This is a genomic window from Paenibacillus jiangxiensis (assembly GCF_046098255.1).
GTDB classification, from domain to species: Bacteria; Bacillota; Bacilli; order Paenibacillales; family Paenibacillaceae; genus Paenibacillus; species Paenibacillus jiagnxiensis.
In genome coordinates this window covers 35,988-59,807 of record NZ_JBJURI010000035.1, presented here as the reverse complement: position 1 = coordinate 59,807, position 23,820 = coordinate 35,988, and the positions used below count along the sequence as shown (strand labels likewise).

Genomic DNA, 23,820 nt, shown 5'->3' with positions numbered 1-23,820 from the left:
AAAATATAGAGAGGATTTGAAGCATATCGTGGATACACAGCAACCAATGAAACGCGGCCTGGTTCTGGTCGGGGTGCTGCTCGCCACCTTCCTGGCAGCCATCGAAGGCACGGTCATCGGCCCTGCCGGGCCGACGATTGTCAGTGAACTGGGCAGCGTATCTCTGCTGAGCTGGATCTTTACTTCGTATTTGCTGACGATGGCGGTTACAACGCCGATCTTTGGCAAGCTCACCGACCTGTATGGCCGCAAGCCTGTTTTCCTGATCGGCTGCTCCCTGTTCGTCATCGGCTCGCTGCTGTGCGGATTAGCCGGGAGTATGAATCAATTGATCGTATACAGGGCCATACAGGGAATCGGTGCGGGAGCGGTCATTCCGGTAACCTTTACGATTATCGGAGACATTTATACCATTGAAGAACGCGGCAGGGTGCAGGGCATGATCAGCTCCGTATGGGGGATTTCCTCCCTGCTGGGGCCTCTGCTGGGTGGATACGTTTCCTCCTACTTCGGCTGGGAATGGATTTTTGTCTTCAATGTGCCGTTTGGTATATTGTCCATGTTCTTTATCGCTCGTTTCCTGCGTGAACAGGTTGCCAAACGGACGGCCAGGATTGACATTGCGGGGGCCGTTACCTTCACCATCGGCATGGCCGCCCTTTTGCTCGTCCTTACGCTGGGCGGACAATACATGAGCTGGTCCTCGGGAGGGCTTCTCGGTCTTGCTGCCGGTGCAGTCATATTTCTGGTGCTGTTTCTGGTCATTGAACAGCGGGTGCAGGAGCCGATGGTCCCGCTCAAGCTGTTCGGCATCCGCGATATTGCGGTATCATGCGCTGCCTCCCTGCTGGTCAGCTCGCTGCTGATCGGCCTGACAAGCTATCTGCCGCTCTGGGTTCAGGGAGTCCTCGGTGGGGATGCGGCTTCATCAGGGCTTGCGCTCTCTCCCATGGCGGTAGGCTGGCTGCTTGGTTCGGTGTGGGGAGGGCGAATGATTGTGCGGCTTGGCTCGCGCTTTACCTCTGTCCTCGGTCTAAGCTTTATTACGGTGGCTGCGGTGGTGATGCTGCTGATCAGCGAGTTCTCGCCTCTATGGCTGATGCTCGCCGGAACCTTTATGTACGGACTGGGCTTCGGCTTTTCCATGACCTCGTTTACGATTATTGCACAATCTTCAGTCGGCTTCAGGCAGCGCGGAGCTTCCACTGCGCTCAATACATTTTTGCGTACACTGGGTCAGACTATCGGCGTGGCGGCCTTCGGGTCCTGGTTGAATTACCGGATAACAGAGCAGTCGGCCGCTAATCATCTGCTGGAACAGGGAGTGACACAAGAGGAGATCAACGGCCTGTTAGCTGCACATTCCGGGCAACAGATAAGCGTGGATACAGCGCAGCTGCTCAGACAGGTGCTGGAAGGCGGTTTGCATTCCTTGTTCGTGATTATGACAGTGATTGCGGTGATCAGCTGGATCGTGGTGTGGGGGCTGCGCAATCAGCCGCCTGCGCCTGAAGGAGAGAGTGCCGCTTCGGCCGGACAGGGTGGACAGGCAAGAGCATAACTCAGTAAAAGCTATGAAATAATTGCAAATCAAATTTAGTTAAAGAGGCCATTTACGGGATTATCGCCGGAAATGGTCTCTTCGGCGTGCATCTGAAATCTGGAGTTGGCGTACAAATTTCGTTTCCTCCGTTTCATAGGGAGCAAAAATACGTTATTTATGTGTAGAGGACGATAAGCCTTCCGCGCTTCGGCCCAGCTTTTTCAGCAGCGTGATCAACTGATCCATTTCTTCGCTGCTGATTCCGCTGTAGGCTCTGTCAATCTGCTGCGCATAGGAAGGATAGATGGAATCCATGACTTTATGTCCCTCCGTTGTCAGCTCCGCATGGATGATGCGTCGGTCCTGCGGGCAGGGATGACGAAACAAATAGCCCTTGCTTTCCAGCTTGTCGATGACATAGGTAACATTTCCGCTCTGCAGCAGCAGTTTGGCTCCGATCTGCTGAATCGGCTGCGGCCCTCTGTGATACAGCACCTCCATGACAGCGAAGGCTGTAGGATTGAAGCCGGCAGCTTTGATGCCTGCGACAGAATGATCGCTTATACTTTTGAATGCTTTGGAGAGAACGCTGTGAAGATGCATAGATTTTTGGGTAAGAAGCGAGGTTGAATCCAGCATATTCATACCGCCTTTATGTTATGGATTTGGGGTTGAACGCCCATTTGCTTCGAACGGGCGGCTATTCCCATGGGAACAGTTTACAGTACATGGGTCTTGTGTTATATGACGTTTGTCACAGTAATTGCATTTTTAATTACTTAATTTTTATAAAAATGCTTGGGTGGATTCATGTATGCGCACAAGGCTGGGGCCAATCAGGTCTTAAGTTCTGTTCTTAAAACCGGAAGGAATTGGGCATATTAACTATTAAGCAGCTCAAAATGAGCCAGTAGATAAGGAGGTACATAGATGATGAATATGGAAAATGCTCCACTAAAGTTTGAATTCAGCGAATCCTTTGCAGCCGATTCGGCCTGCAGCACACTGCAGGAAATCGGTTATGATGCGGTGCGTTCCGGAGACGGGGACCTGTATGTCCGGATTGAGAACCAGGATGTGGAGTCAGCGCTGGAAATTTGCCAGGTGCATGGGGGCCGCCTGAATATGAGCGGCGACAGATATCATCAGGGAAGCGGGCTGAGCGCCTACGGATTGGACGAGGTAGTCATACCGGCCCATATTATAAATGAGGATTGGAATGAGAGCTATCTGACCGGGGCAAGCAATGATTTTAACGCCGGGGATTCCCTGCGCAATGTGACGGAAGACGCCCCGGCTGCGGAGGATATGGACGGGTTTCCGGGCAGTGTCAAGGCATAGGGTAATGAAATTTCAACATGCTGACTAACCCGGCTCTGCGGGTGCAGGAAGGTAAGGAAGGTGCTTTCCCGGGAAAGCACCTTCCTTACCTTGGGGGAACTACAGCACAGCGCTTCGACCGGCGTTATAGCCGGTGGTGAAGGCGGCGGTGATGTTGTATCCCCCGGTATAGCCATGAATATCCATAATTTCGCCACAGAAGTACAGTCCGGGCATCAGCTTGGATTCCATCGTTCTGGGGTCGATTTCCTTCAGGTTAACCCCGCCCCCCGTAACAAAGGCTTCCTTAATGGAGAGGGTGCCGCTGATGAAGACCGGGAACGCCTTGATCAGCCTGGTCAGCTCTTTCCATTGCTGCTTCGGAATATGATCGAAGGTCAAATCCTCCCGCAGCCCTGCCTTATCAAGCAGAAGCGGAATCAGCCTTTCCGGCAGATAACCCTTAAGCGTATTTTTGACCGCCTTTCTGGGATCTTCCTCTGCCAGCTTCCACGTCTCAGTGTATATTTCATCCTCATGCTTGTGGGGAATCAGGTCCAGTGTAAGAGGAACCTTTCCTGTTCCGTGCTTCTTCAGCTCTTTTACGACAAATTGGCTGCAGCGCAGGGCGGTAGGGCCAGAAATTCCGAAATGGGTAAAGATCATGTCCCCCTCGTGGGTTATGACTTTCTTGTGCTTCGGATTCCAGACGGTAAGACCGACGCCGCGGAGAGAGAGGCCCTGCAGGCTTTTATCCTGTATAAAAGGTTCGTTGGATACCAGAGGAACCTCGGTAGGGTAGAGTTCTGTGATCGTATGCCCGGCTTTTTCCGCCCATGCGTAGCCGTCTCCTTCGGAGCCGGTATGAGGGACCGATTTGCCGCCCACGGCAATAATCACCTTGCGGCTGCGGATGATGCTTCCGGAACGGAGTCTGACTCCGCATGCATGTTCTTCATCATACAGCACCTCTGCAACCGGAGAGTTCAGACGGATCTCCACACCTTCGGAGCGGACTTTTTTTACAAGTGCGTCCACAACGGTTTTTGCCTTGTCCGTAACGGGAAACATGCGTCCGTTATCCTCCTCCTTCAACCGGATGCCGAGGTTTTCGAAATAGGCCGCGATGTCCTTGTTGCTGAAGGTGGTCAAGGCGCTGTACAGAAATCGTCCGTTGCCTGGAATATGCCTGATTAGCTCGTCCAGCTCCTTGGCGTTGGTAACGTTGCAGCGCCCGCCGCCGGAAATACCAAGCTTTCGTCCGAGCTTGGCTCCTTTTTCAACCAAAAGCACCTTTGCGCCCGCTTCACCGGCAGCTGCTGCCGCCATCAGTCCTGCGGAACCGCCTCCAATCACGATAATGTCATATTTCATTTATTTATCTTCCTTTATTTATAGTTTCATGTTCCCGGTAATCGTCCTCGACAACTTTTGGCGTAAGGGGGTCATATTCCGGGAACTAACACATATATTGTAATATATTGTTGCCTATGTTTTAATCGAACTATCAGGCGACAGATGAGAAAAGGGGGAGAGCCATTTTGACCGAGATTAGGGAACAAGTGCTGCAGCTGCTTTTGGCCGGAATGATGGCGGGCCTCTTTTCACTGCTCGCGGACAGGGTTGACGACTTGACCAAAGGGTTGCTTGCTTCTAAAGAACGGAGACATGAGTGGATTTTGATAGGCTCCTGCATTCCTGTTATACTCCTTTGTCTGCTGTTCCAATCAGCCCGGGCTCCGCTGATTCCGCATTCAGGCTTCATACCACTGACGGCAGCCTTATTGTATGCCAATGTTTCCACCGCTTTTATACTTACTTTGCTTACTGCAATCGGGAGTATCCTGTTTACGCCCGATTCGGATTGGATGGCGCTGCTGATTGATTCGGGCATATTGCTTGCTCCGGCTGCTGTGGTGCTTTCTTCACGTTATAAACGCGGGAAGCCGCCCTTCAAGCTTACAGTCATTTCGGCTTTGGTCCTGGCCCAATTTGCGCTTCATTACATAACTGTGCTGGTGGCGGGAGGTACGCCCGACGGCTTCATTTTATCGGAAGTGCCGTTATATCTGTGCTTGGCCTTGCTCTCCGTGCTGACTGCATGCATGATCTCACTTATGATCGAAAGGGCCTTGAACAACAGGATAATGCGTTCCGACCTGAAGCAGGCCACTGCCCGCCTGCAGCTGGAATCCGGCAAACTCAGGGCTTATCTGGAATATATGCCGCTGGCGGCAGAAATTCTGGACAGGCAGGGCAACATTATACATATTAACACAACCATGCTGGAATATTATAGGCTTAGGATTCCCGATCTTTACAAAGAAAATGTCGTGGGCATGCATTTTTCAATGTTTGCCGAGTCTGACCGCTTTCAGGAGATGGCCTCAAGCTTTGATAAAGCCTTGCAAGGCGAGCGGGATACAAGACTTTTTAAATCAGGACCTTATGTCTATATGTCCAGTATTTCACCTATTTATGAGCCTAATGGCGAGGTTTCGGAGGCTCTGTACGTAGTGCAGGATATGACGGAGCTGGAAATGCTGCGGAGCGAGATGGGCAATGTGGAGCGCTTGAGCCTTGTTGGACAAATGGCAGCGGGAATTACGCATGAAATACGTAATCCGATGGCGGTTGTCCGCGGTTTTCTTCAGCTGATGCGGGAAAAATCCCCGGTATCTCTTGATCACTATTACCGGATTGTTATGGAAGAGCTGGACCGGGCCAACGGCATCATTAACGACTTCCTCTCTCTCGCCCAGAACCGGATTGTCGAGAAGGAAGAGAGTCATTTGCACAGCCTTGTAGAGGAGCTTGAGCCTCTGCTGTGGGCCGACGCCAATTTGCGCGGGCAAAGCATCGAGCTCAAACTGGATGACTGCGTGCCCAATCTGTATCTGAATCCGAAAGAGATCAAGCAGCTGATCCTGAACCTGGCCCGCAACGGAATGGAGGCAATGGGCGAGAAAGGTGTACTGACCATTCTTACCCGGACGGATGGAGAGTATGTCGAGGTGGAGGTGAGAGATACGGGGCAGGGCATTCCAGCGGAGCGAATCGGGAAGCTGTTTGAGCCGTTCTTCACCACCAAGGCGAAGGGCACGGGACTTGGGCTTTCACTGTGCAAGAGAATCGTTGAGCGTCATCATGGCACGATCTCAGTCCATTCGATTGAAGGTGAGGGTACCTCCTTTATCATAAAGCTGAGCAGGCTTGCGGACTTTCCGGCAGCCGTGCCTGATATGAAGAGCTCAAAAGAGGCGTAGCCTCTCTGTATCCTGTATTCAGGATAAGATGATAGCTTTGCTTTCACGCTTGATGAATGTATAATATTAGGTATCGTTCTTCAGCATAAGGTAATATTGCAGGCTGAATTCTTTTACAAGTTAGGAATTATCCATAAAGGAGTGAATAGGTAATGTCTATGTCTTTTGACCAATATATGAGGGATATGGTTCAACCGATGAGAGACGAACTTACATCCATCGGTATCCGGGAGCTTCGGACTTCTGAGGAGGTTGAAGCCAATTTGCCGGGGGCCAAGGGAACAGCGCTTGTGGTTATCAATTCCGTATGTGGCTGTGCGGCAGGTCAAGCCCGCCCAGGTGTTGCTAAATCGCTGCAGCATGATATAACACCTGACCATTTGTTTACCGTTTTTGCCGGACAGGACAAGGAAGCCACTGCCAAGGCGCGTGAATACTTTGCCCCATATCCGCCGTCTTCCCCTTCCATCGCTTTGCTGAAGGATGGAGAACTGGTTCATTTTATTGAACGTCATCAGGTGGAGAACCGTTCCGCCGAGGAGATTGCGGAGGATTTGACCAGCGCATTTGACCGCTTCTGCCGTTAATACAGGATAGCGCCCCGCATCTTTCGGTTTCCGCGAAGTGCCGGGGCGTTTCGTTTGTCCTCATTTTTTGCGGCCCGGAATGTTCTAACAGGGATATATGGTTTAAAAAGTATTTGTCACAAACTCCAGTAGAAGAGGTGTATATCTGATGACATTGCAGGAGCAGATCATTGCCGAATTGAATGTCAAGCCCGCTATTGATGCAGAGGCTGAGGTCCGCAAGCGTGTGGATTTTCTGAAGGAATATGTGGAAAAAGCCAAGGCGAAAGGGCTGCTGATCGCCATCAGCGGCGGAATTGACAGCGCGGTGACCGCAGGGCTCTGCAAACGCGCGACGGACGAGCTTACGCAGGAGCGTGGGGAGGAGTACATGACCCTAGGGGTGTTCCAGCCTTATGGAACCCAGTCGGATATTGAGCACAGCTATGCGGTGGGCAAGGCTTTTGAGTTAAAGTACACGGCGGAGACCAACATTCAAACTCCGGTTGACGACATTGCAGCCGAGGTGGACAAGAGCTTCGCGGCCATGAATATTTCCCGCACGATGACGCCGCAGGGCAAGGGCAATGTAAAGGCGAGAACCCGTATGGTAGTCCAGTACGCAATGGCCAATGAGCTGAATCTGCTGGTGGTCGGAACCGACCATGCTTCGGAGGCGATTACGGGCTTTTACACCAAGTGGGGTGACGGAGCGGTGGACATTACGCCGCTGTCCAGTCTCAATAAGCGCCAGGTACGCCAGCTTGCAAGTTATCTCGGGGTGCCGCAGGAGATCTTGGATAAAGCTCCAACCGCGGGATTATGGGAAGGACAGACAGATGAGAAGGAGCTGGGAATTTCCTATGAGGACAACAGCGACTATCTCGAAGGTAAGGAAATCGATCCTGCTGTCCGCGAGCGGCTGGAAAGCTTCTACAAAAAGACTGCCCACAAACGGAATGCGATTCCGGGCATCTGATATATGGTCATAAATGAGCAGCGGCGAAGGCCGCTGCTTTTTTTGCTATCAGCTTTCTTTCCACTCTCGCAATGGCCCAGGCCACCTGTTACAATAGGTTTTATGCCGGAGCGTGAAAGCTTGGTTTAAGATTTCAGAAAGTATAAACTTCTTGGTATAAGATTCCTGAAATCGCAAGAAAAACCACTGCTAAACGCGGTCTGGCTTCTTTGAATGTACGTCGATAGACGTTTTTCTTATGGCGGTCAGAAGTCGCTGCGTGAGGAAGGTGAAGTGCTGTGATCTATGGAATCGGACATGATGTGGTGGAAATTAAAAGGATTAACCGGATTATGGAGGGAAGCCATCGGGAGGCGTTTTTGCAGCGCATCCTCACTTCGGACGAGCTGGCCTTTGCGCAAGAGCGTGCAGGCAGGCTGAGCGAATTTGCCGCCGGACGGTTTGCCGCGAAGGAAGCCGTGTCGAAGGCCTTCGGCTGCGGCATAGGAAAGCTGATTGGCTTTCAGGACATGACCATTCTGCCTCTGCCGGGCGGACGCCCTGCCGTACAGCTTACGGAGGCGGCCTGGGAAAGGCTCGCACTGCCGGACAACGGGGTTTATAACATTCATTTAAGCATTACTCATCAGACAGAGCTTGCATCCGCCTTTGCTGTGGTGGAACTCATGTCGAAGTAAATAGCTGTACAGGAGAATTCAACGCAATGAATAATTTGGAGCAAAGACGCTTTTTCAGCAAGGAACTGCTGGCATGGTATATGCAGAACCGGCGCGATCTGCCATGGCGCAGACACAGGGACCCCTATTTTATCTGGGTGTCAGAGATTATGCTGCAGCAGACAAGAGTGGATACGGTCATTCCATATTTCAACCGTTTTATAGAACGTTTTCCCACATTGCAGGCTTTGGCGGAAGCCCCCGAGGAGGATGTGCTGAAGCATTGGGAAGGCCTGGGCTATTATTCAAGGGCGCGAAACTTGCAGCAGGCGGCCAGACAGGTAGTGGAATTGCATGGTGGCCGTATTCCGGATGACCGCGGCGCGGTCGCGGCCTTGAAGGGAGTCGGACCCTACACAACCGGAGCGATTATGAGCATCGCATTTAACCGCCCGGAGCCAGCTGTGGACGGCAATGTGATGCGGGTGCTCTCCAGATATTTTCTGATCGAAGAGGACATTATGAAGGGGAGCACGCGTGCCGGCATGGAGGAATTGGTGCGTGATTTGATTCCTGAGGGCAGAGCCTCGGACTTCAATCAGGCGCTGATGGAGCTTGGCGCGCTCGTATGTACTCCGAAGTCACCACACTGCCTGACCTGTCCGGTCATGGAGCATTGTGCGGGCAGGCTGGCCGGCAGGGAAGAGACGCTGCCGGTCAAAACCAAGGCCAAGAAGCCGCGTCTGGAGCAGCGTTCCGTTGCTCTGATTGAAGGGCAGGGCGTCCATGCGGGACGGGTACTGGTCCGCCAGCGTCCGGCCACGGGGTTGCTTGCGCGGATGTGGGAGCTGCCGCACGTAACATCGTCCCCATCCGGAATGGAAGGCCCTGTGCCCGATGGGCCCGCTATGGACCGGCTGGCCGGGGCGCTGATGGATGAGGGCATACCGGTCTCACCGGTCGGCTTCCTGCGCGAAGCGGAGCATACGTTCAGCCATATCCATTGGAATCTGCGGGTATTCCGCTGTCTGGAAGGGGGGCAGGGTGCCGGGCTGAAGCAGAATCTGGCGGCAGAGTCCCGGGCCGAGTACAGAGCAGAGGCTGCATCCGCGGAAGAGACATTAGGGGCAGCAGCTGTACGCTGGATTAATCGCAGCGATATGGAGACTCTGGCCTTTCCAAAGGTGTTTCTTGATATTCTCCGTGATTATTTTGACAGCAAATAGGAGGTCTCTGCTGAAAACTTATACATTTTTAATCTGGAGATCGGTGCTTGACCCATAGATTTGCCTTGAAGGGTCGGTCTATCCGGTACATTTCTCTGCTAACGGTCGCAATAGCGGTTATTCGGCTGAGAAGAACGAGGTTTCTTGTCTAACGGTTGTACGCTCGCTTATTTAAGCGGAACAGCCCCTTTATCTGGGGAAAACGGGAAATAGCCTCGCCGGCAACCGTTACATTTTGTAACCTCCCGTTTTTACCCAAATAGCGTCCTCTACAACCGTTAGAGTTTTGACGCTTTATAGCTCAGACAACCTATCCCCGGTCGAGCTCTAGTTTTGGCCACTCTTATATCTGAAAAAAAGGCTGTTCTCCGGCTTATCATGCCAGGGAACAGCCTTTTGTACGTCCTAATGACCGGCTTTTTTGCGCGGGGTCGCTCTGCGTAGAAACAGGGAAAATACCAGCCCTGCCACGGCGATGCCTGCCGCGACAATAAACGAGTCGTTAATGCCCTTTATTGTGGATTCGGTAACGGCGGTCTGATAGACCTGCATCAGAGCGAGAGACTGGCCGGTCTGGGCCGGTACTCCAGCGGAAGCGGCAATTCCCTGGCCCAGCTGCTCCAATCCGGCGGCGGAGCCGCTCATCGCGGAGGCGGTATTGGCATAATCGGCCAGATGAAGCGCGGACCGGCTGCTCATCACGGTGATCAGCCAGGCCGTACCGATGGAACCGGCGACCTGCCGTATCGTGTTCGACATGGCCGTCCCATGGCTGCCCAAATGGGCGGGGAGCTGATTAAGCCCTTCGGTCTGTACGGACATCATGAGCAGGGAAATGCCGAAGCTGCGGATCGTATAGATCAGAAGAATATGGCTGTACGGTGTGGCATCGGTCAGCGTACTGAATTCGAACGTTGTCACAGCGGTGATGATCAGGCCGACAATGGCCAGCGGGCGCGCTCCGATCTTGTCGAAGATCGCCCCCGAGATGGGCGACATGACACCCATCAGCAATGCTCCGGGAAGCAGGAGCAGCCCTGATTGAAGCGGGGTGAAGCCCCGGATATTCTGCAAATACATGGGAAGCAGCAGCATGCCGCCAAACAAAGTCATGTTCACAGCAGATCCAACAAGAGTGGATACCGCAAAAATATCATATTTGAACACCCTGAATTCCAGCATAGGCTGATCCATTGTTAATTCACGCAGGATAAAAAACAAAATGAACAGGATTCCGATGGCCAGGCTCAAAATGACAATCATACTGTCCCAGCCTTTATCCCCCGCGGAGCTGAATCCGTACAGCAGGGTCCCGAAGCCTATCGTTGAGAAAACTGTACCAGGCAAATCAAATTTGGGATAGGTCAGCTTTGAGACGTCTCTGAGCCAGCGGAGCGCAAACAGAATATCGATCACAGCAAGGGGAATGACGATGATGAACAGAAGCCGCCATGTATATTCTTCCACAATCCAGCCTGACAATGTAGGACCGACGGCGGGCGCGAACATCATGGCGATGCCCATCATCCCCATTGCCGCACCGCGCCGTTCCGGAGGGAAGACGGTCAGAAATACGTTCATGACGACAGGCATGATTATGCCGGCCCCGCTGGCCTGGATAATACGGCCAATAAGCATAAGCGTGAAGCCTGTACTCATGGCACAAATCAATGCCCCGACTGTAAATAGTCCCATGGCTGTAATGAACAGAACCCGTGTGCCAAAGGATTCAATCAGAAACGCCGTTACCGGAATCAAAATGCCGTTTGTAAGCATGTATCCGGTGGACAGCCACTGGATCGTGGTGGCCGAAACGTTGAAATCATTCATCAGATGCGGGATCGCCACATTTAGCAAGGTTTGGTTAAGTATCGCAATAAAAGCTCCAAGGAGCAGGACGGTCAGCAGCCTTCCGAGGGACATATTTTCCGCCATGGGCCGCCTCCTATTTATGCACCTGGACAGTGGCGCTCATTCCGGGAACGATACCGAGCCCTTCATACCCCTGAATGGTGATTTCAACGGGAATAACCTGCGTTACCTTGGTGTAATTGGCGGTCGTATTGCTCGATGGCAGGAGGGAGAAGGTGCCCGATGTCGCCATGCCGATGCGGTTTACCTTGCCCGACAGCACTGTGTCCGGAAAAGCATCAATATACACATCCACCGACTGCCCGACCTGCAGATCACGGATTAATGTCTCCTCCATGTTCGCCGTAATCCATAAATTGTGCATATCATAAGCTCTGGCGACGGGTGTGCCCGCCCCGACAATGGAATTATTGACGGCTGTTTCCTGAACAATGGTTCCGTTCGCCGGAATAGTAATGCTGGTCCGCGTGCCTCCCGACACAACACTTCCCAGGGTATCCCCGGCATTAAAGCTATCCCCGACGTTAGCCTTCCAGTCTACCAGCTTTCCGGCCACAGGGGGCGCGATTGAAATTTGCTGGCCTGATACCTGAGCGTTGTCGGTTTTTATGTAGTTGGCAGCCTGATAGTAGTAATAAGCTGCTGCTGCCACTCCAGCCAGAATGATGATGATCACCAGCAGATTGACAAGTATTGCGCGTGGATACATGAACTGTCCCCTCCATATTAGTTGAATCTTGATTGTTCCCAACCCCGATTCCGCCAGGGCTTCCGTATTGTTGCTGTTAAGCTTCCCTGATGAAGGTGTAACTATGCCTGAAATTAATAAACATGTTTTTTTATGTATTGGGGATAGTAAAAGCAAAGCGATACGAAATGATATATATAAAGGATGAGGACATTTGATAAAAATAACGGTGGTATATGACAGCGAGAATGGCCATACGGAGGCTTTGGCCGGCTCCATTGCGGAGGGTGCCAGAATTAATGGGTCCGATGTGCGCCTGGAGCATGTCCGGTCAGCCAGGGTGGAGGAGCTCGTGGATGCGGACGCGATTATTTGGGGGTGCCCGGGCCATTTCGGAACCATCAGCAGCGGCCTGAAGGCATGGATTGACCAGTTGGGTTTATTGTGGGCGCAAGGCAAACTGGTCAATAAAATAGGCGGTGTTTTCTGTACTACGGCAACCGTTCACGGAGGCTTGGAATCTACACTTCTCAACCTGATTACACCGATGCTTCATCAAGGCATGATTATTGTCGGAATGCCGTCCAACACTCCAGAGAACGCGCTTTATGGATCCTACTACGGTGTCGGGGTTACATGCCCTGTGGAGGCCTCGCCGGAGGACCCGCCCAATCTGCCAAGCGCAGCCGATCTGGCTCTTGGCCGGGCATTCGGAAAGCGAATCGCGGAAACGGCCATGAAATATTCCGGGCGGCGCGCAGAATAGGAGGTTCGGCATGTTTATCGCTTTTTTGGTACTGGCTGCGGCGGCATTGATATTTTTGTTTGTGTACAACACCCGCAATGCCCGGTCTGCCGCAAGAAATTCCGGAAAGAAAGCGGAGCCTGACAAGCCAAGACGCAAGCAGGAAGCACGGGAGCAGCTGCAGGAAGCTTCAAGGCTTGAGAAGGAACAAGAAAGCCCCGCCCCTGTAAAGGATACTGCGATAAACGCTGAACGGACTAAGGTAACGGGAGAGGACAACGCCTACCGGGAAGCTATCCGGAGCTTTGCGGAGCAGGGAAAAGAGGCGGCCCGTCATGAGGAGTCCGCTCAAAAGGAAAGGCGGAGCTCCGATCTCAGCTACCGTGAGGCGCTTCGTTCCATGTCCAAATCCGGGGCTGAAGGGGACGGCAAGGACAAGTAGTCGGTGCGGCGTACATGATATTTGAACCGAAGAGCAATTTAAAAAAAAGCTGGCTTCCCGGCATTGTGCCGGTGGGCCAGCTTTTCTAATGCGATCATAGCCGCTGAGCAGGTCTTACTTCGCTGCAGCGTAACGCTTGTTCACTTCGTCCCAGTTAATCACGTTGAAGAATGCGCCGATATAGTCAGGACGTTTGTTTTGATATTTCAGGTAGTAAGCATGCTCCCATACGTCAAGACCGAGGACAGGTGTTTGGCCTTCCATGATCGGGTTGTCCTGGTTAGGAGTGCTTGTGATTGCCAATTTGCCGTCTTTGCCGACAACGAGCCATGCCCAACCGCTGCCAAAACGGGTAGTAGCCGCTTTGGTGAAGTCTTCTTTGAACTTGTCGTAACCGCCCAGCTCGTTGTTGATCGCTTCAGCGATTGCGCCTGTAGGCTCGCCGCCGCCGTTTGGTCCGATGACTTCCCAGAACAGGGAGTGGTTGGCATGTCCACCGCCGTTGTTGCGGACAGCAGTACGGATGCTTTCAGGTACGCTGTTCAGGTCGGAAATCAGCTCTTCAAGGCTCTTGTTTTGCAGCTCAGGAGCGCTCTCCAGTGCAGCATTCAGGTTGGTCACATAAGTGTTGTGGTGACGGTCGTGGTGAATTTCCATAGTCAGCGCGTCAATGTGAGGCTCAAGCGCATCGTTGGAATAAGGAAGTGCTGGTAATGTAAATGCCATGATAAAATCCCTCCTGAAATTAGTGGTTGTTGTTGTATGTATATTACATAACCCCCAACCACTATATTAAACGCTTTTTGCCTATTTAATCAACTTTTTTGTTTAGAAAATCGGCGGCGGGAAAAGTTTCGATCATCACCACTGCCAAGAAGCAATTAGCTCTTGACGAACGTTTACTCTGCGGTGATAAAATTGTTGAGCTCCATTAAAATTTAAAGCTTCAAAAAGCTTGAAAAAATCAGCTAAATTTAGCCTATCCTGTTCCATTATGTTTATACCTGACTATAGGAAATAATGAATGTAAACGCTTAATATGAAGCGTTTACAAAAGAAAATGGGTGAAAAACGGAGTAAATTGTGGTTTAATGGTCAAGGAGCGGTAAACCCGGCTAATTTGTGTTCTTTTTTGTCGTTTTGGATGCAGGACACATTTTCGAGAAAATTAGAGAGAGAACAGATAGAGAAATATAAAGCTGCAGCATATCATATGTATTGTATGCGGCCGTTATTATCTTCATGATAATTATCTTCATGATTTGTGTAAAATGGCCCTTGGGAGCGGCCATCGACTGGAATTGCGCCGGTTTAACCGGTGTCTTTGCGGTTTTTCTGTGATTTCAATGCTAACATGAAGGGGATAGTAGTATGCGTGTTCGTACTTTTCAGTTGGGTGATGCAAGCGAGGTAACTGAACTGATGCAAATTTCCTTGTCGGAAGAGTGTTACAAAGAGACCATTGAGGCATTTGCCCGCCAGTTGTCTTGGGATTCCGATTTGATTCTTGTGGCTGAAGAAGACGGGGAGCTGGTAGGCACTCTGATCGGAACAATCGACAAAAATCACGGCTGCTATTACCGTATTGCCATCCATCCGGACCATCGTCGTAAAGGCATCGGCAAGGCATTGATCGAACTGATGGAGCAGCGTTTCCATCAACGCAAGGTTAGCCGGATTTGGGTAGCCGGAGATGAGCATAACCAGGCTGCCATGCCGCTTTATGAAGCGATGGGCTATGGCGCCAGCCAGATTCTGCAGGCTTTCCAAAAACTGAGTATATTGGCTCCGAACTAATTCCATTCTTAACGTACACATAACACAAACACGCTGCAGCTTGTGAAATTTACCATTGAAGCATATCTCCCCAACCATTGCAATCCAGTGGGAGATATGCTTTTCTAATTGTACGGGCAAACAGCCCGTTTGGTTTCACGAAAATTCATGAATCAGGAGAGGTGACTCGGAAAGATGCACGAACATGCTTGTGTCTCCGGGACCGCTTCGTATTGGGACACACTCAAAAAGGAAATTCAGGAGGCTGCGCCGTCGCTCGGAATCGATTCCATCGGTTTTGCGAGCGCAGACCCCTTTTTATCATTGAAGTCTATTCTTGAGGAACACAGGGCTAAAGGTTATGAATCCGGCTTTGAGGAGCCTGATATCGAGAAACGGATACACCCGGCGCTGGATGGGGCCAAGCCCGCGTCGCTAATTGCGGTAGCCGTTGCTTATCCGTCCAAGATGAAGAACCCGCCCAAATCGGAGCCTGGCCGTTACCGCGGTATTTTGGCGCGCTCCGCATGGGGGCGGGACTACCATCTGGTGCTGCGTGAGGCAATGGAGCGTCTCGAAGCGTTTATTCGGGAACGTGTGCCGGAAGCAATCATCAAAAACATGGTAGATACCGGCGAATTGGTGGACAGGGCTGTAGCGGAGCGCGCGGGCATCGGATTCAGCGGGAAAAACTGTTCCATCATCTCTCCGGAGCTCGGCTCCTGGATTTATCTGGGGGAGCTGGTGACGAACATTCCGTTTCAGCCGGACCAGCCGGTGACCGACGGCTGCGGAGAATGTACCAAATGCATTGACGCTTGTCCGACGGGAGCACTTGTGGGGCCGGGTCAACTGAATGCCCAGCGCTGCATCTCTTTTCTGACGCAGACCAAGGGTTTTCTGGATGAGGAGTTTATGCTGAAAATCGGCAATCGGCTGTACGGCTGCGATACCTGTCAAATTGTATGTCCGAAGAACAGGGGGCTGAATTGGGATCTGCATCCCGAATTGACGCCGGATCCGGAAATTGTCAAACCGCTGCTGCTGCCGTTGCTTGATATGAGCAATCGTGAATTCAAGGAGCGTTTTGGCAGCAGTGCCGCGGCCTGGAGGGGAAAAAAGCCGATTCAGCGCAATGCGGTTATAGCGCTCGGCAACTTTAAAGACGTTACAGCCGTTCCCAAGCTGGCGGAGGTTCTGCATGAAGACCCCCGCCCTGAACTGCGTGGAACGGCCGCATGGGCATTAAGCCGAATTGGAGGGGAAGACGCGATGAAAGCGATCAAAGAGGCATCTGAGAAAGAACAGCATGAGAAAGTGAAGGAAATGATCGGACAGGCGGCTTCCACGCTTTTGGCGAATCAGAAGGAAAACAAGAATGAACAGCAGACTTTATCTGGTCCGCGTGAGTTGCAGGGGACGGTTTTTCCTCATGAGGTGCGGCCGGATCAGAAGACGATCTATTATGACGAGCTCGATTCACCCATAGGCGTACTGACCGTCTGCAGTACGGAGCAGGGAATCTGCCTGATTGAATTCGGGGCTTTTGAAGTGAAGCAGGCCGTGCTGCAGCAATGGGCCCGGACATGGGTGGGCGAGTATGGATTTGCCCGCGACCCTGAGCGCCTGGCGGAAGCCATGCGGCAGCTGCGCGAATATTTTGCAGGTACGCGGACAAACTTTGATCTGCAGTTGGATCTGCGGGGAACGCCTTTCCAATTACAAGTATGGGGCGCGCTTGCCGATATATCCTATGGGGATGTCGTTTCCTACCAAACGATTGCGGAAGCGATCGGCAGACCGATGGCCGTACGGGCCGTCGGAGGGGCCAACAACAAGAATCCGTTGCCGATTGTCATACCATGCCACCGCGTCTCCGGCAAGGACGGAAGTCTTGTCGGTTATGCCGGCGGTCTGCAGGCGAAGGCGCACTTGCTGTCCATCGAACGGAAGACTCCCTAAAAAATATTGCAGGCGCGAGAGTAAAGCCGGATGCCATTGAGGCTCCCGCTTTCAGGCGTCAACCGCCAGGGGGATTCAGATGAAATACGTAAGTATTGAAAACGTGGAGCCAGGCCAGTATCTTGGCAAAACAGTGTATTCATCCAACGGTACGGTGATGCTGTCCGCCGGGGTACAGTTGACGGTTTTTATGATTAACACGCTGAATCGTATCGGCGTTACGATGCTGTATATACAGGACCCGGACTTTGAGGATGTGGAGCCGGAGGACATTCTGTCAGAGGCCACCAAACAGGTGGTGATTCAGGAAATGAATGACGCCTTTTCAGCCATCCGCTCCGGCAAGGAGTGGAGCACCAAGAAGGTCAACGTCAGCGTGGACCGCATTCTGGAGGATGTCATGAACGGCAAGGAAACGCTTGTGCAGCTGACTGATATCCGCACAGCCGATAATGCCCAGTATGTGCATGCGGTCAATGTGTGTCTGATGTCAACACTGATTGGCGTTAATATGGGATTGAATCACGGGCAGCTAAAGGATCTTGCGATCGGTGCGCTTCTGCATGATATAGGCAAGATCAGCACGGCCGACACTGCCAAGCAGCAGGATATTCTGAAATCCCATCACACCTGGTCCGGCTTTGAAATCCTGAAGAACAAGCGGGAATTCAGCCTCATGGTCGCCCATGTCGCCCTGCAGCACCACGAACGGATCGATGGGACGGGCATGCCCCGTAGCCTGTCAGCGGAGGAAATTCATCTGAATGCCAAAATTGTGGCCGTTGCCAACACGTACGACAATCTGGTGAATGATTTCAACGGGGCACGGATGCTGCCCCACGAAGCCTGTGAGAAAATGATGGCCATGTCGGGCACGGCGCTTGACCGTGAAGCACTGGTCGAATTCACCCGTATTATTTCCGTTTATCCAAACGGTACGGCCGTGAGATTGTCTACGAAGGAAACAGGTGTCGTCGTGCGTCAGCACCGCGGGCTTCCAGGCAGGCCTGTCGTGAGACTCGTAAAGGAAAGCGGGCGTGATCTTGATGTGAAGGAAGTGGATCTGGCCCGGCATACCACCGTTTTTATCGATGCGGTCATGGCCTGATTTTCCGTAAAGTTTCGTTTGCCCGCAGCTTGTGAAAATGCTATTATATGCTAGTGCTTTAAATCAGCATATTTTCATAAAAAGACAGCAAATATACAGAGGTGACGTCTTCGTGGAATGGTGGAATATTGTTATTCCGATTGTTACTCTGATTCTCGGATTGGTCGGGGGATTTTTCATCGGGGCTTTCTACTTGCGCAAGCAGCTTGAGAAAATGCAGAGTGATCCTGAGCAACTGCAAAAAATGGCCAAGCAGATGGGTTACAACCTGAACGGCAAACAGATGCAGAAGGCACAGCAGATGATGAAAAACCAGCAGTTCAACAGAAATCAACCCGGCAACCGCAGAAATCAGGGGCGCAGAAAATAACGAGCATACAGACAGAACCACTACCTGATGCTGCGTAGGAGGGTTAATGTGGCTGGAGTCAAAGATTATACGAACCGCAAAGTGGCGGATAACCGCGATAAAATTGAGTACCATATCAGCGAGATTCTGAAGCTGATCGGCGAGGATCCGGACCGTGAGGGGCTGCTCGAAACCCCGGCCCGCGTGACTCGCATGTATGAGGAGATTTTTGCCGGCTACGAAGTCGATCCGCGCGAAGTGCTGGGTGTGACGTTTGACGAGAACCATGAAGAGCTGGTAATCGTTAAAGACATCGTGTACTACAGCCAGTGCGAGCATCATATGGCTCCATTCTTCGGAAAAGTGCACATTGGGTATATACCGAGCGGCAAAATTGTAGGTCTGAGCAAGCTTGCCCGCCTCGTGGAAGCTGTATCGCGCCGTCTGCAGGTGCAGGAGCGCATTACTTCCCAGATTGCGGACACGCTCATGGAGGCGGTAGAGCCTTATGGCGTGATGGTGGTTGTGGAAGGGGAGCATCTGTGCATGTGCTCACGGGGCGTGAAGAAGCCAGGCAGCAAGACAGTCACCTCGGCCGTTCGCGGCTCGTTCCGCGAGAACGTGGCACGGCGGGCCGAGTTCCTGTCACTGATCAAGGAATAAGACCGGGGCTGTTTGATTAAAAAGAGCGAGTATTTGGTGGTCTGGGCTACCATCAATACTCGCTCTTTTTCCTTTGCATTGACCTTTACAATCAAAAATCGCAGGATGATGCGGGTACTCCGCAGCGCTTTGTCTGGTGCGGCGCTGACGGCTAACGTGATACAATACGGAAGCGGAGTCAATTAACTTCATCCGTATAAAAAGACCGGTTGAGACGTGCGTCTCAAGGAGGGATATGTGTGCCTGAACAGACTATAGACCGGAAACCGGGCGATGACCTGACCGGATTACATATCGTGGACAGAGGCGTGTGGGACCTGCAGGGGGATATTTGGCGACCATTCGCCTGGGAGGAGCTCGCCTGCCGGCAAGTGGGGCAGGGGGCGGCACCTGTGCTTCATATGTGGCGCTGCTCCAAGGCGCTCGTCATCGGCCACCGAGACCGCAGGCTGTCTGCGGCTGAGGAGGCGATGGCTGAATTGCGCGGAGAAGGCATTCCCGTGTGTGTGAGACCATCAGGTGGAGCAGCAGTGCTGCTGGATGAAGGCGTGCTGAATCTGTCGCTCATTCTTCCGAATCCGCAGCATTCCATCAACATCCATGATGATTTTCGCCTGATGGCCGGGCTCATAAGCGATGCTCTGGCTCCGTGGTCCACGGCGGCTGCAGCCGGAGAAATCGTCGGCTCCTTTTGCCCGGGGGACTATGATATCGCCATCGGGGGGCGTAAATTTTGCGGGATTGCCCAGCGGAGGCAGGCCAGGGCATATATCATTACCGCTTTTATTATTGTAGAAGGCAGCGGTGAAGCCCGTGCGGATGAGGTAAGGCGTTATTACAGCATGGCTGTACAGGATACAGATACCGGCTATCCTGAAGTCAAGCGGGGAACGATGGGAAGCCTGCAGGAGCTGGCCGGAGTGCCGTCTGTGGAGGCTTATGCCCATTCATTAAGCAGCATGCTGAAGCGGAGGAATCTGCTGCTGGATTCCGCCGCTCCGCATATCATATCTCCCGCAGAACTGGAGCGGGAGGCGGAATCACTGCGCTTGCGTTATGACCGTGAGATCAGAAGCTAGCTGAAGAGGCCCTGAAGGAGCCGCTCAGTAAGGCGTCCATCTGAGCTGTGAAGCATATGCGAACCGTCTGTCGACCGCAGGCCAGTTGACCACGTTCCACCAGTCGTCTATGTATTTTCTCCGTTCGTTCTGGTGTTTTAAATAATAGGCGTGCTCCCATACATCCAGCGGCAGCAGGGGAATCACATCCCATTGCGAGAGATTCTGGTGTTTCTCGGCCTGCAGGATTTCCAGGTGACCGGCCCGCGGGGCCCACACCAGGATGGCCCAGCCTGAGCCTTCCACCTTGTCGGCCGCCTCGCTGAAATGCCTCTTGAAGGCATCAAAGCTGCCGAAATCGCGCTGGATTTGCCCGGCGATAGTTCCGCCCGGCATTCCGCCGCCGCGGGGGCTCATCGTGGTCCAGAATAAGGTGTGCAGATAGTGTCCCGCCCCGTGGAAGGCGAGTTCCCGTTCCCAGTGCTTGACCAGTGCAAAATCATTCGTTTTACGCGCTTCCTCCAGCTTTTTTTCAGCCTGATTCAGCCCGTCTACATAACTCTTGTGATGTTTGTCATGATGGAGCCGCATCGTTGCTTCATCGATGTGAGGTTCCAGTGCATCATAAGGATAGGGGAGTGGGGGGAGGGTGTGGCCGCCGATGGGCACGGGACGTGCCTTGGACGTTTTGCGTTCTTCGTCCTCTTCCCCCGAGCGGGTCAGCTCTCCCGGTGCATGGAAGCCTTCTGCAGCCATCTGATAATAGGTGCTATCCTCCTCCGCCCGCTGCAGCAGCTCTGCTGCGGCCGATGAGTCGCGCAGCACGGTGCTGGTGGATTGCAGCAGGGACATCTGGCGCCGGAACTCACGGGACTGTCTGACGGACTCACGCAGCAGATACTGCAATGTGCGGGCCGTCTCCGGATCTTCGCGAGTATCTTCAGCATTCTCTTCAGCCTGCAATCCCGACCGTTCCCATGTCTCGTCAAGCGCTTCGGCGGCAATTTTCCGGGTTGCATCGAATACCCGCCCCCAGTCCTCCAGCAGTCGGGCATAGACTGGCTCCAGTCCGGGCACAGTTTCCTGCAATGCTTTTATATAGCTCTTCTCGCTGCTCTTCCAGCTATCGATTTGTTCCAGTATCCGGACAGACGGCAGCGAACCGAATGCATCTGTCATTATACAGAACCTCCCTTCCGGCATCCTTTCCTCCCAAGGATGTGACAGCGTATTATATTCGGGAGGAGGCCTGTCTTATTCGGGAAAGCATGGAACGAACCGCGATTAATTTACGGTCATAGTGGAGGCTCCATAATCCTCAATTTGTATGTTTGTGCTGTACGTGACGGGAATGCTGGCGAAGGTATTGTCCCAGTCATCCTTGACCTTTTTCCACACTTCCGGGTGCTGAATATGCAAAGCCTCACCGAAGCCTCCGACATCAGCGCGCAGCTTGCGCATTTTGGCAACGGCATTTTGGGCAAGCTCAGTTACCTTCTCTTTAACTAATTCCGTTTCCTGGGCAGTCAGCCTGTTGTTCCCGATGTTTTTAGCTGGCTTGAAGCTTTCTGCGATCCTTCCTTCTGATCTCATGTTGACATGAAAGGAAATGTCATTTCCATCGATTATGGCTTGAATCTTGCTGCTGGCTGATTTAATCTCATATTCAATTTTTTTGCGGGACTGCGGGTCCGTTTCCTTTACGACTCCTCCACGGATATCGCCTCTGATCCACTGCAGGCCCTCGACCTCGGTTTCGGTAAGGAAGCCCGCATATTTTTGGGTTTTGCCTTTAATAACTCCGGCTCCCGCTATCTTTATTTCCTGGTCTGTGGTAATGACATTCGGGAGAATGAAGCTTCTGTTAGCCTTTAAGGGAGCAATGATTTTAGCCAGCGGAAGCGGCTTGGCCATGCGCGAGTTGCGGCTGCGGTTGGCAAAAAGATCCTTCAGCTCAAAGGCAGGTGTCTGCTCCGGAACTGTTGTTTTCATCAGCACATCACTTGCAGTCCCGGTGCTGATCAGGACCTCCAGGCTGAGCCGGATATCGTTGTCCCGCAGATAGTAGTCCAGCAGTTCATACAGGGGAATGCGGCTTAGCAGGCTTGAGCTGATGATCAGGGTTTTCAGATGAAATCCGGCAGGGGATTTGGTTTTCAGATAGGTTTCACGGGTGATCTCCATGACCGAATCCCCTGTTTCCGCAAGATTATAATAATTTTTCGCTTGACTGGGACCTTGTGCTGAACCGGGGCCTTGTCTGGATTCAGGCAGTTGGTATTGGACGGTTCTGCGTATAAGATTCTTTTTCGGATATCCCCCTCCCTTCTTCTGTATTCCGTTTTCTTTGTGTGATGTTTTGCCCGTATCCAATGCAATTCCGACTTCCAGATTACGTTCTTCAATGGGAATGCTGCTCCAGCAGCCCGTCAGTGTTAAGCAGAGCAGAATAGCAATTATTACGGCCAGCCCTGACCGGGATTTAATCATGGCCCAGCCTCCTCCAGCGGGATATTAGCAGTAGGATCGGCGGAATGACTGCAAATAAAATGATAGCCAGAATCCCCAGGATATCGGAAAAGGCATCCAGCTCATTCATGTTCGCGGGAAGGTTGGATATGATGTAAATGAGCGGGAGTAGAGCAAAAAGAGTTTTGGCATAAGAGACATGTAAAATTTGTGATATTCCGAGTGCAGTGCAGTAATAAGCCAACGTGAACGTCGCGAAAATCTGCAAAATCCAGATGGAAAACAGCAGGGATTCTAGACGTTCCAGTAAAAGATAGTCCACCTCCACACTGCGGACCAGATCAAAAAACGGCCAGATTCGTGTGATCACTCCCTCAACCGCAAACACACCGATGCAGACAATGCTCGACACAGTGTAAAAAAATACGGCAACCCCCAGCCCCATTCCCGCAGCCTTGGCTGCTTTTTGCGGTTTTTCCATTTGGCATAAAATAAACAGAAAGCACTCGCTTCCCGCAAAAGCCAGCGGGGTGCTCTGCATGGCCTTGAAAACCGGGGGAAATCCTTCCGACAGCACAGGCCGCAAATTGTCGAGCTCAAATAGATTCACGCCCAGAAAGCAAATTAATAAAAAAACGAGAAAAATAATGGGAAAGATTATCTGAAGCACCTTTCCTATGACATATATCCCCTCCAGGCAAAGGTACAGCGATATCCACAGCAGCAAGGAGGACAAAGCCCAGACAGGCGTTCCTTCGAGCAAAAAGAAGGAGGTCACTTCATTGACGGAACGTAGCTCAAAACTGGCTATGCACAGGTAATAAATGACGATCAGCAGTCCAAGTCCTTTCCCGATGGCTTTGCCTGTAATCTGCTGAATATATTCATAGAGGGAGGAGGACGGAAACCGCTGACTCAGCTTGATTCCAATCCACATCACAAGAAAGGTTATACATCCGGTGAACAGGATCGAAAGCCAGACATCCGGCGTATGGGCCAAGCTTACCGCTTGGCGGGGGAGGGTGATTATTTCGGCCCCCATCATAAAACAGGCTATGATGGCTGTTGCCTGTACGGTGGTCAGTCGATCGGTTTTGGATTTACAGATCGTCACCTCGAATTCCTCCTGACG

General features: G+C 52.2%; 23 protein-coding genes. 15 read left to right on the top strand and 8 right to left on the bottom strand.

The genetic code is table 11. From position 1 onward, the window contains the following. Nucleotides 1-46: 46 nt before the first annotated feature. Nucleotides 47-1,561: an MDR family MFS transporter gene (locus ACI1P2_RS26420; RefSeq protein ID WP_355325260.1), complete on the top strand. Its 1,515-nt coding sequence runs from the start codon at nt 47-49 to the stop codon at nt 1,559-1,561. Between the two features lie 153 nt (nt 1,562-1,714). On the opposite strand, the gene ACI1P2_RS26415 is transcribed toward ACI1P2_RS26420, so the two are convergent. Then, the gene (locus ACI1P2_RS26415; protein WP_355325222.1) at nt 1,715-2,182 is read right to left on the bottom strand and encodes a MarR family winged helix-turn-helix transcriptional regulator; all 468 of its coding nucleotides are present in this window, start codon (nt 2,180-2,182) and stop codon (nt 1,715-1,717) included. A 291-nt stretch (nt 2,183-2,473) separates the two neighbouring features. Here ACI1P2_RS26415 and ACI1P2_RS26410 point away from each other — a divergent pair, with 291 nt between their 5' ends. Further along, on the top strand, nt 2,474-2,884 hold the full coding sequence (locus ACI1P2_RS26410; protein WP_355325219.1) for a hypothetical protein: 411 nt from the start codon (nt 2,474-2,476) through the stop codon (nt 2,882-2,884). A 99-nt stretch (nt 2,885-2,983) separates the two neighbouring features. Here ACI1P2_RS26410 and ACI1P2_RS26405 read toward each other — a convergent pair whose 3' ends face one another. Beyond that, the gene (locus ACI1P2_RS26405; RefSeq protein WP_355325216.1) at nt 2,984-4,237 is read right to left on the bottom strand and encodes a BaiN/RdsA family NAD(P)/FAD-dependent oxidoreductase; all 1,254 of its coding nucleotides are present in this window, start codon (nt 4,235-4,237) and stop codon (nt 2,984-2,986) included. A 167-nt stretch (nt 4,238-4,404) separates the two neighbouring features. On the opposite strand from ACI1P2_RS26405, the gene ACI1P2_RS26400 reads away from it, so the two are divergent. The 5 genes from ACI1P2_RS26400 (at nt 4,405) to mutY (ending at nt 9,556) form a co-directional block, all read left to right on the top strand. Beyond that, nucleotides 4,405-6,129, top strand: coding sequence for a two-component system sensor histidine kinase NtrB (locus ACI1P2_RS26400; protein WP_355325213.1), 1,725 nt, complete (start codon nt 4,405-4,407; stop codon nt 6,127-6,129). Between the two features lie 152 nt (nt 6,130-6,281). Next, the gene (locus ACI1P2_RS26395) at nt 6,282-6,716 is read left to right on the top strand and encodes a BrxA/BrxB family bacilliredoxin (protein ID WP_355325210.1); all 435 of its coding nucleotides are present in this window, start codon (nt 6,282-6,284) and stop codon (nt 6,714-6,716) included. Nucleotides 6,717-6,864: 148 nt separating this feature from the next. Beyond that, complete coding sequence (gene nadE / locus ACI1P2_RS26390) at nt 6,865-7,674, top strand: ammonia-dependent NAD(+) synthetase (protein ID WP_355325207.1); 810 nt, start codon at nt 6,865-6,867, stop codon at nt 7,672-7,674. A 278-nt stretch (nt 7,675-7,952) separates the two neighbouring features. Further along, a complete protein-coding gene (acpS, locus tag ACI1P2_RS26385) occupies nt 7,953-8,351 on the top strand; it encodes a holo-ACP synthase (RefSeq protein ID WP_355325204.1) in 399 nt (132 codons plus the stop codon). Between the two features lie 26 nt (nt 8,352-8,377). Continuing rightward, complete coding sequence (mutY, locus tag ACI1P2_RS26380; RefSeq protein ID WP_355325201.1) at nt 8,378-9,556, top strand: A/G-specific adenine glycosylase; 1,179 nt, start codon at nt 8,378-8,380, stop codon at nt 9,554-9,556. Nucleotides 9,557-9,961: 405 nt separating this feature from the next. Here the strand turns inward: mutY and ACI1P2_RS26375 are convergent, their stop codons facing one another. After that, nucleotides 9,962-11,491: a DHA2 family efflux MFS transporter permease subunit gene (locus ACI1P2_RS26375; protein ID WP_355325198.1), complete on the bottom strand. Its 1,530-nt coding sequence runs from the start codon at nt 11,489-11,491 to the stop codon at nt 9,962-9,964. 10 nt (nt 11,492-11,501) lie between these two features. Beyond that, on the bottom strand, nt 11,502-12,137 hold the full coding sequence (locus tag ACI1P2_RS26370) for an HlyD family efflux transporter periplasmic adaptor subunit (protein ID WP_355325195.1): 636 nt from the start codon (nt 12,135-12,137) through the stop codon (nt 11,502-11,504). 196 nt (nt 12,138-12,333) lie between these two features. Between ACI1P2_RS26370 and ACI1P2_RS26365 the strand changes: the two genes are divergently transcribed. Continuing rightward, entirely contained in the window at nt 12,334-12,882 is a 549-nt protein-coding gene (locus tag ACI1P2_RS26365) for an NAD(P)H-dependent oxidoreductase (protein ID WP_355325257.1), read from the top strand. Nucleotides 12,883-12,892: 10 nt separating this feature from the next. Continuing rightward, entirely contained in the window at nt 12,893-13,303 is a 411-nt protein-coding gene (locus ACI1P2_RS26360) for a hypothetical protein (protein WP_355325192.1), read from the top strand. Between the two features lie 114 nt (nt 13,304-13,417). Here ACI1P2_RS26360 and ACI1P2_RS26355 read toward each other — a convergent pair whose 3' ends face one another. Further along, nucleotides 13,418-14,029 carry a superoxide dismutase gene (locus ACI1P2_RS26355; protein WP_355325189.1) on the bottom strand — a complete coding sequence of 204 codons (612 nt, stop codon included), beginning with the start codon at nt 14,027-14,029 and terminating at the stop codon, nt 13,418-13,420. Nucleotides 14,030-14,674: 645 nt separating this feature from the next. Here ACI1P2_RS26355 and ACI1P2_RS26350 point away from each other — a divergent pair. From ACI1P2_RS26350 to ACI1P2_RS26325, 6 genes are all read left to right on the top strand, one after another. Next, nucleotides 14,675-15,100 carry a GNAT family N-acetyltransferase gene (locus ACI1P2_RS26350; protein WP_355325187.1) on the top strand — a complete coding sequence of 142 codons (426 nt, stop codon included), beginning with the start codon at nt 14,675-14,677 and terminating at the stop codon, nt 15,098-15,100. 174 nt (nt 15,101-15,274) lie between these two features. Beyond that, on the top strand, nt 15,275-17,041 hold the full coding sequence (gene queG / locus ACI1P2_RS26345) for a tRNA epoxyqueuosine(34) reductase QueG (RefSeq protein WP_355325184.1): 1,767 nt from the start codon (nt 15,275-15,277) through the stop codon (nt 17,039-17,041). Nucleotides 17,042-17,120: 79 nt separating this feature from the next. Continuing rightward, the gene (locus ACI1P2_RS26340; protein WP_355325181.1) at nt 17,121-18,149 is read left to right on the top strand and encodes an HD-GYP domain-containing protein; all 1,029 of its coding nucleotides are present in this window, start codon (nt 17,121-17,123) and stop codon (nt 18,147-18,149) included. 112 nt (nt 18,150-18,261) lie between these two features. Then, entirely contained in the window at nt 18,262-18,519 is a 258-nt protein-coding gene (locus tag ACI1P2_RS26335; protein ID WP_355325178.1) for a YneF family protein, read from the top strand. A 48-nt stretch (nt 18,520-18,567) separates the two neighbouring features. Next, nucleotides 18,568-19,161, top strand: a complete 594-nt coding sequence (folE, locus tag ACI1P2_RS26330) for a GTP cyclohydrolase I FolE (protein WP_355325175.1) — start codon at nt 18,568-18,570, stop codon at nt 19,159-19,161. Between the two features lie 239 nt (nt 19,162-19,400). Continuing rightward, nucleotides 19,401-20,240, top strand: a complete 840-nt coding sequence (locus ACI1P2_RS26325) for a lipoate--protein ligase family protein (RefSeq protein WP_408976356.1) — start codon at nt 19,401-19,403, stop codon at nt 20,238-20,240. A gap of 24 nt (nt 20,241-20,264) precedes the next feature. Here the strand turns inward: ACI1P2_RS26325 and ACI1P2_RS26320 are convergent, their stop codons facing one another. The 3 genes from ACI1P2_RS26320 to ACI1P2_RS26310 all read right to left on the bottom strand — a co-directional run bounded on the left by ACI1P2_RS26320 (nt 20,265) and on the right by ACI1P2_RS26310 (nt 23,802). Beyond that, nucleotides 20,265-21,398: a superoxide dismutase gene (locus tag ACI1P2_RS26320; RefSeq protein ID WP_355325172.1), complete on the bottom strand. Its 1,134-nt coding sequence runs from the start codon at nt 21,396-21,398 to the stop codon at nt 20,265-20,267. Nucleotides 21,399-21,503: 105 nt separating this feature from the next. Beyond that, complete coding sequence (locus tag ACI1P2_RS26315) at nt 21,504-22,709, bottom strand: Ger(x)C family spore germination protein (RefSeq protein WP_355325169.1); 1,206 nt, start codon at nt 22,707-22,709, stop codon at nt 21,504-21,506. Then, nucleotides 22,702-23,802, bottom strand: a complete 1,101-nt coding sequence (locus ACI1P2_RS26310) for a GerAB/ArcD/ProY family transporter (protein ID WP_355325166.1) — start codon at nt 23,800-23,802, stop codon at nt 22,702-22,704. The genes ACI1P2_RS26315 and ACI1P2_RS26310 overlap by 8 nt, the downstream gene beginning before the upstream one ends. Nucleotides 23,803-23,820 lie beyond the last annotated feature (18 nt).

Excerpts from the sequence above, each read along its gene's own strand:
- ACI1P2_RS26315 (WP_355325169.1), bottom strand. The coding sequence starts at position 22,709 with ATGATTAAATCCCGGTCAGGGCTGGCCGTAATAATTGCTATTCTGCTC.
- ACI1P2_RS26395 (WP_355325210.1), top strand. The coding sequence starts at position 6,282 with ATGTCTATGTCTTTTGACCAATATATGAGGGATATGGTTCAACCGATG.
- queG (WP_355325184.1), top strand. The coding sequence starts at position 15,275 with ATGCACGAACATGCTTGTGTCTCCGGGACCGCTTCGTATTGGGACACA.
- ACI1P2_RS26405 (WP_355325216.1), bottom strand. The coding sequence starts at position 4,237 with ATGAAATATGACATTATCGTGATTGGAGGCGGTTCCGCAGGACTGATG.
- ACI1P2_RS26360 (WP_355325192.1), top strand. The coding sequence starts at position 12,893 with ATGTTTATCGCTTTTTTGGTACTGGCTGCGGCGGCATTGATATTTTTG.
- mutY (WP_355325201.1), top strand. The coding sequence starts at position 8,378 with ATGAATAATTTGGAGCAAAGACGCTTTTTCAGCAAGGAACTGCTGGCA.
- ACI1P2_RS26340 (WP_355325181.1), top strand. The coding sequence starts at position 17,121 with ATGAAATACGTAAGTATTGAAAACGTGGAGCCAGGCCAGTATCTTGGC.
- ACI1P2_RS26415 (WP_355325222.1), bottom strand. The coding sequence starts at position 2,182 with ATGCTGGATTCAACCTCGCTTCTTACCCAAAAATCTATGCATCTTCAC.
- ACI1P2_RS26370 (WP_355325195.1), bottom strand. The coding sequence starts at position 12,137 with ATGTATCCACGCGCAATACTTGTCAATCTGCTGGTGATCATCATCATT.
- ACI1P2_RS26375 (WP_355325198.1), bottom strand. The coding sequence starts at position 11,491 with ATGGCGGAAAATATGTCCCTCGGAAGGCTGCTGACCGTCCTGCTCCTT.
- ACI1P2_RS26350 (WP_355325187.1), top strand. The coding sequence starts at position 14,675 with ATGCGTGTTCGTACTTTTCAGTTGGGTGATGCAAGCGAGGTAACTGAA.
- nadE (WP_355325207.1), top strand. The coding sequence starts at position 6,865 with ATGACATTGCAGGAGCAGATCATTGCCGAATTGAATGTCAAGCCCGCT.
- ACI1P2_RS26410 (WP_355325219.1), top strand. The coding sequence starts at position 2,474 with ATGATGAATATGGAAAATGCTCCACTAAAGTTTGAATTCAGCGAATCC.
- ACI1P2_RS26355 (WP_355325189.1), bottom strand. The coding sequence starts at position 14,029 with ATGGCATTTACATTACCAGCACTTCCTTATTCCAACGATGCGCTTGAG.
- ACI1P2_RS26420 (WP_355325260.1), top strand. The coding sequence starts at position 47 with ATGAAACGCGGCCTGGTTCTGGTCGGGGTGCTGCTCGCCACCTTCCTG.
- ACI1P2_RS26320 (WP_355325172.1), bottom strand. The coding sequence starts at position 21,398 with ATGACAGATGCATTCGGTTCGCTGCCGTCTGTCCGGATACTGGAACAA.